14 protein-coding genes are annotated in these 11986 nt (G+C 66.1%); 3 read left to right on the forward strand and 11 right to left on the reverse strand.

Translation table 11 applies throughout. The features are described 5' to 3' along the window. Positions 1-141: 141 nt before the first annotated feature. Positions 142-1167 carry a fatty acid desaturase gene (locus ACED67_RS04170; protein ID WP_395540272.1) on the forward strand — a complete coding sequence of 342 codons (1026 nt, stop codon included), beginning with the start codon at positions 142-144 and terminating at the stop codon, positions 1165-1167. Between the two features lie 49 nt (positions 1168-1216). Here ACED67_RS04170 and bfr read toward each other — a convergent pair whose 3' ends face one another. The 6 genes from bfr to ACED67_RS04200 form a co-directional block, all read right to left on the reverse strand. Next, positions 1217-1702: a bacterioferritin gene (gene bfr / locus ACED67_RS04175; protein ID WP_395540273.1), complete on the reverse strand. Its 486-nt coding sequence runs from the start codon at positions 1700-1702 to the stop codon at positions 1217-1219. Beyond that, a complete protein-coding gene (locus tag ACED67_RS04180; RefSeq protein ID WP_395540274.1) occupies positions 1650-1961 on the reverse strand; it encodes a (2Fe-2S)-binding protein in 312 nt (103 codons plus the stop codon). Before ACED67_RS04180 ends, bfr begins: the two co-directional genes overlap by 53 nt. A gap of 10 nt (positions 1962-1971) precedes the next feature. Further along, positions 1972-2121, reverse strand: a complete 150-nt coding sequence (gene hemP, locus ACED67_RS04185) for a hemin uptake protein HemP (RefSeq protein ID WP_395540471.1) — start codon at positions 2119-2121, stop codon at positions 1972-1974. Between the two features lie 17 nt (positions 2122-2138). After that, positions 2139-2291 (reverse strand): hypothetical protein, encoded by a 153-nt coding sequence (locus tag ACED67_RS04190; protein WP_395540276.1) that lies wholly within the window; start codon positions 2289-2291, stop codon positions 2139-2141. Positions 2292-2447: 156 nt separating this feature from the next. Beyond that, entirely contained in the window at positions 2448-3512 is a 1065-nt protein-coding gene (locus tag ACED67_RS04195; protein WP_508436215.1) for a dipeptidase, read from the reverse strand. A gap of 92 nt (positions 3513-3604) precedes the next feature. Next, positions 3605-4285, reverse strand: a complete 681-nt coding sequence (locus ACED67_RS04200) for an NnrU family protein (protein ID WP_395540277.1) — start codon at positions 4283-4285, stop codon at positions 3605-3607. Positions 4286-4396: 111 nt separating this feature from the next. On the opposite strand from ACED67_RS04200, the gene ACED67_RS04205 reads away from it, so the two are divergent. Together ACED67_RS04205 and ACED67_RS04210 are read left to right on the forward strand one after the other, a co-directional pair. Beyond that, positions 4397-5440, forward strand: a complete 1044-nt coding sequence (locus ACED67_RS04205; RefSeq protein ID WP_395540278.1) for a phosphotransferase — start codon at positions 4397-4399, stop codon at positions 5438-5440. Continuing rightward, positions 5440-6750, forward strand: coding sequence for an aspartate aminotransferase family protein (locus ACED67_RS04210; protein ID WP_395540279.1), 1311 nt, complete (start codon positions 5440-5442; stop codon positions 6748-6750). The genes ACED67_RS04205 and ACED67_RS04210 overlap by 1 nt, the downstream gene beginning before the upstream one ends. Positions 6751-6847: 97 nt before the next feature. Here ACED67_RS04210 and phoB read toward each other — a convergent pair whose 3' ends face one another. From phoB to pstC, 5 genes are read right to left on the reverse strand one after another with little or no spacing between them, the layout of a single operon-like run. After that, a complete protein-coding gene (gene phoB, locus ACED67_RS04215) occupies positions 6848-7540 on the reverse strand; it encodes a phosphate regulon transcriptional regulator PhoB (protein ID WP_395540280.1) in 693 nt (230 codons plus the stop codon). Positions 7541-7566: 26 nt separating this feature from the next. Next, positions 7567-8268 carry a phosphate signaling complex protein PhoU gene (gene phoU, locus ACED67_RS04220; protein WP_395540281.1) on the reverse strand — a complete coding sequence of 234 codons (702 nt, stop codon included), beginning with the start codon at positions 8266-8268 and terminating at the stop codon, positions 7567-7569. A 13-nt stretch (positions 8269-8281) separates the two neighbouring features. Further along, positions 8282-9079: a phosphate ABC transporter ATP-binding protein PstB gene (gene pstB / locus ACED67_RS04225; RefSeq protein ID WP_395540282.1), complete on the reverse strand. Its 798-nt coding sequence runs from the start codon at positions 9077-9079 to the stop codon at positions 8282-8284. Between the two features lie 27 nt (positions 9080-9106). Next, entirely contained in the window at positions 9107-10465 is a 1359-nt protein-coding gene (gene pstA / locus ACED67_RS04230; RefSeq protein ID WP_395540283.1) for a phosphate ABC transporter permease PstA, read from the reverse strand. Beyond that, positions 10462-11922, reverse strand: a complete 1461-nt coding sequence (gene pstC, locus ACED67_RS04235) for a phosphate ABC transporter permease subunit PstC (protein WP_395540284.1) — start codon at positions 11920-11922, stop codon at positions 10462-10464. The genes pstA and pstC overlap by 4 nt, the downstream gene beginning before the upstream one ends. Between the last annotated feature and the right edge of the window lie 64 nt (positions 11923-11986).

The following is an 11986-nucleotide window of genomic DNA, read 5'->3' on the forward strand; positions in this document are numbered from 1 at the left end:
GGCCTTCGCCGCCGCCCGGCGCGGGGGCCGCGACATGTTGGCGGTTGTCAGACGGGTCAGCATTCCTTAACCGCTGGGGGCCACCCTTCGGGTGCGCCAATGAAACCGCCAAGCCGCCTTGGCGATACCTGACAGGCCTTGATGACCGACAGACCCGAACCGACCCGCTCTGCCCGCGACTGGCTTTCCACCCTTGCCCGCTACCGTGAACCCTCGACCGGGCGCAGCCTGTTCGAGCTGGCGGCGACCGTGACGCCCTTTCTGGCGCTCTGGGCGCTGGCCTGGATGGCGCTCTCGGTCAGCCCCTGGCTCGCGCTGGCGCTGGCCATTCTGAACGGGGCCTTTCTGGTACGGATTTTCATCATCCAGCATGATTGCGGCCATGGCAGTTTCCTGCGCAACCGCAAGGCGCAGGACTGGCTCGGTCGCGTCCTCGGGGTGCTGACGCTGACGCCCTATGCGGTGTGGCGGCGGTCGCATTCGATCCACCATGCCCATGCCGGCAATCTGGACCAGCGCGGCATCGGCGATGTGCTGACGCTGACGATCGAGGAATACCGTGCGCGATCGCCGCTGGGGCGGCTGGCCTATCGGCTCTATCGCCATCCCCTTGTCCTGTTCGTGCTGGGTCCGAGCTATCTGTTCATCCTGCAGAACCGCCTGCCCTATGGGCTGATGCGGGCGGGCTGGCGCTACTGGACCTCGGCCATGGGCACCAATGCGATGATCGCCATCGCGCTGGGGCTGATCGTCTGGTTCGGCGGGTTTCTTCCGGTGCTCCTGATCTTTCTGCCGACCTCGGTGATCGCGGCGACGATCGGGGTCTGGCTGTTCTATGTGCAGCATCAGTTCGAAGAGACGCATTGGGCCAAGGGCGAGGACTGGCAATTGCATGATGCGGCGCTGGAGGGCAGTTCGCATTACGTCCTGCCGCAACCCCTGCGCTGGCTGACCGGGAATATCGGCATCCACCATGTTCACCACCTCTATTCGCGCATCCCGTTCTACCGGCTGCCGGAAGTGCTGCGCGAACATCGCAGCCTGGCCGAGGCGCAGCGCCTGACCATCCGCGAAAGCATCGCGCAGGCGCGGCTGCATCTGTGGGACGAGGCGCAGGGGCGGCTTCTGTCCTTTGCCGAGGCGCGGCAGAAATATGGGGTGACGTAAGCGGCCGGAGAGCGGCGGGGCAAACGAACACGCACCGCCGCCTTTCCGACTATTCCGCCTCGTTGGCCGGTTTGGCGTTCAACTGGCCATACATCTGCGGGCCGATGTCATCCATCAGGGCAAGCTGGGTCTCGAGGAAGTCGATATGGCCTTCCTCATCCGTCAGCAGCTCGTCGAACAAGGCGCGGCTGACATAGTCGCCCACCTTGTCGCAATGCTGGCGCGCCTCGATATAGAGGGTGCGCGCGTCATGTTCGCCCGCAAGATCGGCCTCAAGCGTCTCGCGCAGGTTTTGCCCGATGCGCAGGCTGTCCAGCTTTTGCAGGTTGGGATGGCCCTCAAGGAAGATGATCCGCGCGATCAGCTTGTCGGCGTGATGCATTTCCTCGATCGATTCGGCGCGGCTTTTGGCGGCGATGCGGCCATAGCCCCAATCCTCCTGCAGCCGGAAATGCAGCCAGTACTGGCTGACCGCCGTCAGCTCAGAGCGCAAGGCCGCGTTCAGAAATTCGATGACTTTCGGGTCGCCCTTCATGCTGCCCTTCCTTTGTCCTGCGAAGCATCGGGATCGGCTGGGGCGCATCCGCGATGCTGCCCGTGGCTACCGCAAAACTCGCACAGCCGCGCATCGTGTCAAGGAAAAGGGGCAGGCATCCGCCACAATCGGCGCGCTTGCCAAGGGCACGGTAGACCTTGCCGGGGGTGATGATCGTCGCAGGGTCGGCGGCGCGCATCCAGGTGACCGCCGCCGTGATGTCGCGGTCCGAGATGGCCATGCAGTGGCAGACGATCATCAGAAGCCCCCTATTTCGTCAGGATCAGCTTGCCCTGACGGGTGATCCGCAAGGTATAGACCTGCCCGTCGAGCAGGATTTTCGCGAGACTTCCGCCTTCGGTCAGGACCCGCGCCTCATGCACGGGCGAGGCATCGGCGCTCAGCCAGGGGGTCAGCATCGGCTCGGGGCGCATGTTCATTTCTGCCCCCCCGCCGGCAGGGCCGGCATCTGGCTGCGCTCGATCAGCGCTTCGATCAGCGACAGCGGGAAGGCCCCCGCCGAAGGTGTCAGATCCATCAGCATCTCGGCCAGCGGATGGCTCCGCCCGGCCCTTTCGATCTTGGTCATTGCCGCTCTCCATCGGGTCCTGGTCTTACGCGTTCGGGCCTTGCTTGACCGGGACGGACATGGCTGGGCGGTTCGGTCAATTCCTGACCGATTGACTTGGATTTGTCAATCCCGAGTAAAAGACTTTGGATTAAAGGATGCGGGACATACGGGGTGTCAGGCGCCCCAGGTGCGCTCCAGATGGGCAAGCCAGTTGTCGAAGGCGATCTTGCGGATCAGCGCCTCGCCGAAGCCGTGATCGCGCATGGCCTGGATCAGATTCGGCAGGCCCGCGACATCGGTGATGCCCTGCGGCACTGTCGCCCCGTCGAAATCCGATCCCAGCGCCACGCCGTCCTCGCCCAGACGCGCCAGGAGATGGTCGAGATGGCGCATCACCGGCTCCCAGCCCATCTCGGCCGAATCGCGGCCATCCTCGCGCAGGAAGACAGTGGCGAAGTTCAGGCCGACGAGGCCGCCGGTCTCGGCAATGGCGTCAAGCTGCCAGTCGGTGAGGTTGCGGGTCGACGGGGTGACGGCCCAGGCGTTGGAATGGGTGGCGGTCAGCGGCGCGTCGGAGAGCTGCATCACGTCTCGGAAGCCCTTGGCGTTCATGTGGCTGAGGTCGAGCATGATCTTCAGCGCGTTGCATGCGCGGACCAGTGCCTCGCCTTCGGCCGTCAGGCCGTCGCCGGTGTCGGGGTCACCGGGAAAGCGGAAGGGCACGCCATGGCCGAAAATGGTCGGGCGGCTCCAGACCGGGCCAAGCGAGCGCAGGCCCATGGCATGGAAAACATGCAGCGCATCCAGATCGGGGCCGATCGCCTCGGCCCCTTCCATATGCAGCACGCCCGCAACGGCGCCGTCGGCCGCGGCCCGGCGGATCTCGGCGGCGGTGGTGCAGGCGCGGAAGGCGCCTTGGCTGGCCCGCGCCATCCAGTGGAACAACCCGGCCTGCCCCAGGGCGCAGGGCTGCGCCGCCGCGGCCTCGATCAAGGCGGGCAAGGGCAGGTCATAGGGCGGGTTGTCCATCATGTGCATGTAATCGGGCGCATCGCCCTCATGCGGCGAGGGGATGTAGATGGCGAAAAGCCCACCCGCGAAGCCGCCCGCCTTCATGCGGGGCAGGTCAAGATGGCCTTTGCCCTCGCCGGTCAGGAAGATCTCGTCGCGTCGGGCAGCATCCTGCCAGAGCCGCAGGAGAAGATCGTTATGCCCGTCGAAGACCTGAACCATGCTCATGAAACGCCCCTTTTGCTGGTTGCCGCCATTCCTGACAGGCCCGGCGGCAGAGGCAAGACGGAATGCGCCGGCATAGGGTGATCAGGGCGCGATCAGGGGCCGGGCCAGAGACCGATCAGGGGTTCATGCAGGTGGAACGCCGCCGCCCAGATCAGCAGCGCCACGGCGAGGCGGCGCCAGGGCGGGCGAAAGCGCGGGCGCCAGCGGCCGGACAGAAGGGCCGCGCCGGGGATCAGCGCGGTATGGGCGGCAAGGCGCGGCCAGTCGCGGCCGAGGCTGCGCCGCGACCGGCGCTCCATCAGGGCGATGCCGCTGAGCGTCAGGGCCAGCATCGCGCCGAACAGGATCACATGGGCAAGATCGCCATTGGCGACAAGATGGGCGCTGGCCCAAAACGCCATGGCCCAAAGAAGCGGCTGGCGCGTCAGGCCCGCGATGCCGGGATGGGCCGGATCGAAGCCCTGTTTCCTGCCTTCGAAGGCAAAGGGGTTCGCGGCGGCGACGGCGCAGCTTCCCAGCAGGAAAACGGCGGGCATGGTCAGGTTCACGAGCCAGCGCATCCAGCCCTGCTGGTCCCAGAGCGGCACAAAAGGCGCGCGGCCCGCCGCCGCGATCACCCAGGCGAACAGCGCCAGCGACAGAACCGAATAGGCCAGGCCATAGGCCCGCCGTCCGAAACGCGCGATCAGGCGATCCTTGATCCCCAGCAGCGCCGGCAGGCGGTGCGACACCAAAAACAGCGCCAGCGCAAACCCGAATTCCAGCCAGTCCATCCTGCCCCTCCCCTGCATGTCCTGCCTGCCCCAGACTGCGCCGGACGGCAAGCCAAGGGCTGGCGCTGTGGCTTGGCCTGTGATCATCTGCCGCGACAGCACAGGCAGACCATGTCCCCCGATACCGCATCCGAAGCATTCTCCGACATCCTTTCGCACCCGCCGCCCCGCCTGTCGCAGACAGAGATTCTTGGGCATCTGGCACGGCATTGGGGGCTGGAGGGCGATCTCACCGCGCTGACCGCCGAGCGCGACCTGAACCACCGGCTCGACGGGCCGCAGGGGCGGTTCACTGTGAAGCTGGCCAATCCGGCCGAGCCGATGGCGCTGACGGCCTTTCAAAGCAAGGCCCTGATGCATGTGGCCAAGGCCGATCCCGACCTGCCGGTCCCGCGCGTGGTGCCGACGGCGACGGGCGATCTCTGGGTCGATCTGCCCCAGGGGCGGCTGCGGCTGATGAGCTGGCTGGAGGGCAAGCCGCAGGCGCAGACCCCGTTTTCGGCCCCGCAGGCGCGGGCCATCGGGGCGCTGCTGGCGCGCTTGACGCTGGCCTTGGCCGATTATGACGGCGCCGGGGCCGATCCTGTGATCCTGTGGGACATCCAGCGCCTGCCGCGCCTTGCGGCGATGCTGCCCGATCTGCCCGATCGCGGGTTTGCGGCCTGGGCCGGGGATTTCATCGAGAGATTCGAGGCGCAGGTCGCGCCGCAGCTTGCGCTTTTGCCCCGGCAGGTCTGCCACAGCGATTTCAACCGCCACAATATCCTGACCGCGGCGGACGACCCCGACCGCATCACCGGCGTCATCGACTTTGGCGACATGGTGCGCACGCCGCGCATCTGCGATCTGGCGGTGGCCGCGGCCTATCAGCTTGATCCCGCCGACCCTCTGGGCGGCCCCTGTGCGCTGATCCAGGGCTATGCGGCGCGGATCGCCTTGTCCGGGACCGAAGTTGCGCTGCTGCCCGAGCTGATCGCCGCGCGGATGGTGACGAGCCTCGTGATCTCGGGCTGGCGCGCGGCGCGCTATCCGTCGAATGCCGAATACATCCTGCGCAATTCCGCCAATGCCAGGGCGGGGCTTGCCGCTTTCGAAAACCTGGGCCGCGACGCGCTGGCCCATGCCCTGACCCTTGCCGCCAGACCGGAGGAATGATGACTGACCGCCCCGTCCAGATGGTGAATGCCTTTGTCCCCGGCACCGCCCTGCCGCCCGAGGAAGCCGCGCTGGTCGAACGCCGGGCGCGGCTGCTGGGTCCGGCCTATCGGCTGTTCTACGAACGCCCGCTGCATCTGGTGCGCGGCGCGGGGGTCTGGCTCTACGATGCGGCGGGACGGGCCTATCTGGACTGTTACAACAACGTGGCCTCGGTGGGCCATGCCCATCCCCGTGTGGTGCAGGCCATGGCCGGGCAGGCCGCGGTGCTGGCCACCCATACCCGCTATCTGCATGACACGGTCCTGACCTATGCCGAGCGGCTGCTGGCGCATTTCCCGGCTGAACTTTCCAATGTCATGTTTACCTGCACCGGGTCCGAGGCCAATGACCTGGCCTATCGCATCGCCCGTGCGGCGACCGGCGGGACCGGGGTGATCGTCACCGACAATGCCTATCACGGCGTGACGCTGGCCACGGCGCAGATGTCGATGTCGATCGGCCCGGCGGTGGCACCCGGCCCCGAGGTCTTCGCCATCCCCGCCCCCTCGCCCGCCAATTACCCGCAGGGCGTGGCGCAGGGCTTTGCCGCAGCCGTCACCGCCGCCTGCGCACGGATGCGGGACAGGGGCATCAAGCCCGCGCTTCTGATCCTCGATACCGTGTTTTCCTCGGACGGGCTGTGGCTTGATCCGCCGGGTTTCCTGGCGGCGGCGGCAGCGGCGATCCGGGCCGAGGGCGGGCTTTTCCTGGCCGATGAGGTCCAGCCGGGATTTGGCCGGACGGGCGGGCAGATGTGGGGTTTCCAGCGCCATGGCGTGCTGCCCGACATGGTGTCCCTGGGCAAGCCGATGGGCAATGGCTATCCGGTGGCGGGGCTGGTGATCCAGCCGCAGGTCGTTGCGGAATTCGGTGTGCAGGCGCGCTATTTCAACACCTTCGGCGGCAATGCCGTGGCGGCGGCAACGGCGCTGGCGGTGCTGACGGTGATCGAGGAGGAAGGCCTGCGGCAGAATGCGGCGGCGACGGGCCAGATCTTCCGCGACGGGCTGGAGGCCATGGCGCGCGCCGATGACCGGCTGGGCGAGGTGCGCGGCGCGGGTCTGTTCCTTGCGGTCGACATCTTGCGCGACGGCGCGCCCTCGGCACCGGAGGCGGCGCGGATCGTCAACGGGCTGCGCGATCGCGGCGCGCTGATCTCGGCCACCGGCCCACAGGGCCATGTGCTGAAGATCCGCCCGCCGCTGCCCTTCCAGCCCGACCATGCCGGGATCTTCCTGCAGGCCCTGCGCGAGACGCTGGCGGCGTAAGGGGGCGCTGCCCCCTCGGGCCTGCGGCCCGCACCCCCGGGATATTTCCGAACAGAAGAAAGACCTGCGGCCCTGCCTTCGTCAGCCTGGGCCGCATTCAGCCCAGCGCGTAGCCCGCGCCGCGCACGGTGCGCACGGGATCTTCGCCGCCGAATTGCATCAGGCTCTTGCGCAGGCGGCCGACATGGACATCGACGGTGCGGGTATCGACATAGATGTCGCGGCCCCAGACCCGGTCGAGAAGCTGCTCGCGGCTCCAGACCCGGCCCGGCTTTTCCATCAGCGTGGTCAGCAGGCGGAACTCGGTGGGGCCAAGGCGCAGCACCTTGTCCGAGCGGTAGACGCGATGGGTTTCGGGATCGAGACGGATATCGTCGAATTCCAGCACCACCCCGGCGGTCGAGGGCCGCACGCGGCGCAACTGGGCGCGGGTGCGGGCCATGAGTTCAAGGACCGAATAGGGCTTGATGACATAGTCATCGGCACCGGTTTCCAACCCGCGGATGCGGTCGACCTCTTCGGCGCGGGCCGAAAGCATGATGATCGGGATCGCCCGCGTCTCGGGCCGCATCTTCAGCCGCCGGCAGACCTCGATCCCCGAGAGCTTCGGCATCATCCAGTCAAGGATGATGATGTCGGGCGCTTCCTCGTCCACCAGCATCAGCGCGTCCTCGCCATTGTCGGCAGAGACGACGCGGAACCCTTCGGCGTCGAGATTATAGGACAGAACCTCGCGCTGCGCGGGTTCGTCCTCGACCAGTAGCACGGTCGGTCTGCTGTCCTGAGCCATTGGCTGACTTCCCCTTCCCTGCCCGATCAGTCGGTCGCCGTGCCGACGCTGTCGAGCTTCGGCCGTTCGTCGACGGGCATCTTGCCGTCGACCAGGTAGATCACCTGTTCGGCGATGGCGGTGGCGTGGTCGCCGACGCGCTCGATGTTCTTGGCGATGAAATGCAGATGCATGCAGGCCGAGATCGTGCGCGGGTCTTCCAGCATATAGGTCAGGAACTGGCGGAAGAGCCCGTTATACATCTGGTCGACTTCCTGGTCGCGGCGGCGGACCTCGGCCGCCTTCTGGGCATCGCGGGCGATATAGGCGTCAAGCGCGTCGGACAGTTGCGAAACCACGGCCTTGGCCATGCGGCGCACCGCGCCCGGCGCGCCATTCACCGGCGACATCTGCATCAGGACCAGGCTGCGCTTGGCCAGGTTCTTGGCATAGTCGCCCGAGCGTTCCAGCGCCGAGGCCATGCGCATCACCGTGAGGACGGTGCGCAGGTCGGTGGCATTGGGCGCCCGCAGCGCGATGATCCGGGCGCAATCGGTCTGGATCAGCTCTTCCATCTCGTCGATGGCCTTGTCGGCGGCGCGGACCTTTTCGGCCAGCGCCTCGTCGCGGCGCTCGAGCGCCTCGGCGGCGTCGAGAAGCGCCTTCTCGACCAGGCCGCCCATCTTCATCACCTGCGCCTGAACCCCTTCGAGGTCGCGGTCGAAGGCGGACACGATATGCTGTTCCATCAACTGTCTCCCGTCAGCCGATCCGGCCGGAAATATAGGCTTCGGTCCGCGGGTCATGCGGATTGGTGAAGATCTGGGTCGTGTCGCCATATTCCACGAGGTTGCCCAGGTGGAAGAAGGCGGTCTTCTGGCTGACGCGCCCGGCCTGCTGCATCGAATGGGTCACGATCACCACCGAGAAATTGGTGCGCAGCTCGTCGATCAGCTCTTCCACCTGGGCGGTGGCGATCGGGTCAAGCGCCGAGCAGGGTTCGTCCATGAGCAGGACTTCGGGCGAGGTCGCCACGGCACGGGCGATGCAGAGGCGCTGCTGCTGTCCGCCCGACAAGCCGGTGCCGGGCGCGTGGAGACGGTCTTTCACCTCGTTCCACAGCGCGGCTTTCCTCAGCGAGCTTTCGACCACCTCGTCCAGTTCCGCCTTGTTGCGGGTCAGACCGTGGATGCGCGGGCCATAGGCGACATTGTCATAGATCGACTTCGGGAAGGGGTTGGGCTTCTGGAACACCATGCCGACCTTGGCGCGAAGCTGCACGGGATCGACGCGAGGATCCCGGATATCCTCGCCCTCCAGCAGGATCTTGCCCTCGACGCGGCAGATCGGGATGGTGTCGTTCATCCGGTTCAGCGTGCGCAGGAAGGTGGATTTCCCGCAGCCCGACGGCCCGATGAAGGCGGTCACGGCCTTGTCGAGGATCTCGACCGAGACATCCTTGATGGCGTGGTTCTCGCCATAATAGACCTGCACATCCTTGGCCGAGATTTTCGATTGGTTCATGTCCACGGAAGCGTCCGTCATTCGCATGTCGTTCATGTTCATATCCGTTTGTTCCTGTGTGACCTACCAGCGGCGTTCGAATTTGCGACGCAGGAGGATGGCGGCCACGTTCATGACCAGGAGGAAGACGAGAAGCACAATGATCGCGCCATTCGAGCGTTCGATGAAGGCGGGGTCCGAGCGCGAGGCCCAGGAATAGACCTGCACCGGCAGCGCGGTGGCCGGATCGCCGAAGCCCTCGATCGGCGCGCCCGGGTAGTTGTCGACGAAAGCCACCATGCCGATCAGAAGCAGCGGCGCGGTTTCGCCAAGGGCCGAGGCCAGGCCAAGGATGGCGCCGGTCAGGATGCCGGGCATGGCAAGCGGCAGGACATGGTGGAACACGGTCTGCATCCGCGACGCACCGATGCCCAGGGCCGCGTCGCGGATCGAGGGCGGCACCGCCTTAATGGCCGAGCGGGTGGCGATGATGATCGTGGGCAGGGTCATCAGCGAGATCACCAGCGCGCCGACCAGCGCGGAGGATTGCGGGAACTCCATGAAGTTGATGAAGACCGAAAGACCCAGAATGCCGAACACGATCGAGGGCACGGCGGCGAGGTTCGAGATATTCACCTCGATCAGGTCGGTCCAGCGGTTCTTGGGCGCGAATTCCTCAAGATAGATGCTGGCCGCGACGCCGACCGGCACGCACATCACAGCGACCAGAAGCATCATGTACAGCGAGCCCACGAGCGCCACGCCCAGACCCGCCGCCTCGGGCCGCTGGTCCGAGGCATCGGGCAGCGTGAGGAATTGCAGGTTGAATTTCTTCGCCAGCATGCCGGCGGCGATCAGCCGGTCGGCAAGCTCGAGCTGTTCCGGGGTGACATTGCCGTCGCGCTTCGCGGTGATCTTGGTGACGCGGCCCTTCATGTAGCCGTCGATGCGGCCACCGGCCAGGACGGTCACGTCGATGGTCTGGCCCAGAAGCGCGGGATCCGCCAGGACGCGGGCGCGCAAATCGCCGGCTGCATCCTTGGAAATCATCGCGACGACGTCCTTTTCCGGCATGTCGGCAGTGTCGATCCCCTTGGCAGCCAGCGCGGCCACGAAGGATTTGCCCAGAACCTTGCCATATCCGATGGTGGTGACCTTGGTCATCTCGTCGCGGTTGCCATTGCCCTTGGGGTCAAGCACGGCGGCGTCCAGCGTGACAGGAAAGCTGAGCTTGGCCTGCACGAAGGCCGAGCTGCCGTCGCGCAAGATGATGAAAAGCATCAGCGCCAGGATCGAGAGGCTGAGCGCGATGGCGACAAGCCCGTAGAGACGGAACCGTCTTTCCACCGCGTTGCGGCGCTTCATCTCGGGCGAGGCGGTCAGGATGGACCGCTTCGTGACCGTGCGCAGGGGGGCTGCGCCTGCTGACGAAAGATCGGTCATTCGTATTGCTCCCGGTATTTGCGCACGATCCACAGCGCCAGGATGTTCAGCGCTAGCGTGATGACGAAAAGGGTGATGCCAAGAGCGAAGGCCACCAGCGTCTCGGGGCTGGCGAAATCGGTGTCGCCGGTCAGCTGGCCCACGATCTTCACCGTCATCGTTGTCATGGCCTCGAAGGGATTGAGGCTGAGCTTGGCGGCGGCGCCTGCGCCCATGGTCACGATCATGGTTTCGCCGATGGCGCGCGAGGCGGCCATAAGCACCGCGCCCATGATGCCCGGCAGCGCGGCGGGCAGGATCACCTGCTTGATGGTTTCGGCGCGGGTGGCACCGATGCCGTAGCTGCCATCGCGCAGCGATTGCGGCACCGAGTTGATGATGTCATCTGACAGGGAGGAGATGAAAGGAATGTTCAGGATCCCGATCACGATCCCCGCCGTCATCACCGAAGAGCCGGAATTTCCAAGACCCAGGGGCTGGGCGAAGTAATCGCGCAGGAAGGGGCCGACGGTGACAAGCGCGAAAAGGCCGAAGACCACGGTCGGGATGCCGGCAATGACCTCGATCAGCGGCTTGATCCAGGCGCGGACGCGCTTTGAGGCATATTCGGCCAGGTAGATCGCGGCGAAAAGACCCAGTGGCACCGCGACGATCATCGAAATGACGGTGATGTACAGCGTGCCCCACAGGAGCGGCAGGAAGCCAAGCTCCGAGCCGCCGCGGAAGTTCGGGCTCCAGGTCAGGCCGAAGAAGAACTCGCTGAGCGGATACTGCCGGAAGAAGTTCACGCTTTCCGAGAAGAGCGACCAGACGATCCCGACCGTGGTCAGGATGGCGATGGTCGAGGCCAGCATCAGCAGGCCCATCAGCGCCGCTTCCACCCGGTTGCGAGCCCAGAAATCGGGCTTGGTCCAGGCGAGCGCCAGGCCAAGGCCGATCACGCCCGCTCCGATCACGATCACGGCGCGCCAGAAGGAGACGGTCTTGGTGATCTCGCGATATTCCTGCGCGGCGGCGAGGACATCCTTGTTGACATCCGAGCCCAGCGCGACGCCGACCGAGGCCAGCTTGCCGCGCACATCGGTGAATTCGGTCCGCAGCATGGCCGCTTCCTGCTCGGTCATCTTGCCGCCCGCGACGGCGGCATCCAGCCCCCCGGCCAGGCGGCGCACATCGGCCATGGTCAGCTCCAGCGCGGCCGGGTCACTGACCATCGCCGCAGGCAGCGTATCGGTCACGTCGCGCTGCACGAGGATCGGCTGCACGATGACCCAGAGGATCAGAAGAAGCATGGCCGGGATCAGCGCCATCAGCGCGGCGTGCCAGCCGTAATAGCCCGGCAGCGAATGCAGGAGCCTGGGGTTGCGCCCGGACAGCAGCAGCGCGCGCTGCCGCCCCAGGACGAAGCCTGCAGCCGAAAGGGCCAGCAGTACAAGAATGACAAGGAGGACCGTCATGGCACCATCCGCTTTCGGGGTTTCAGGAGCCCGATTCCCGGGCCCGTCCGTTCTGCGGTGGTTC

The organism is Neotabrizicola paludis, from assembly GCF_044142105.1.
Lineage (GTDB): Bacteria > Pseudomonadota > Alphaproteobacteria > Rhodobacterales > Rhodobacteraceae > Pseudogemmobacter.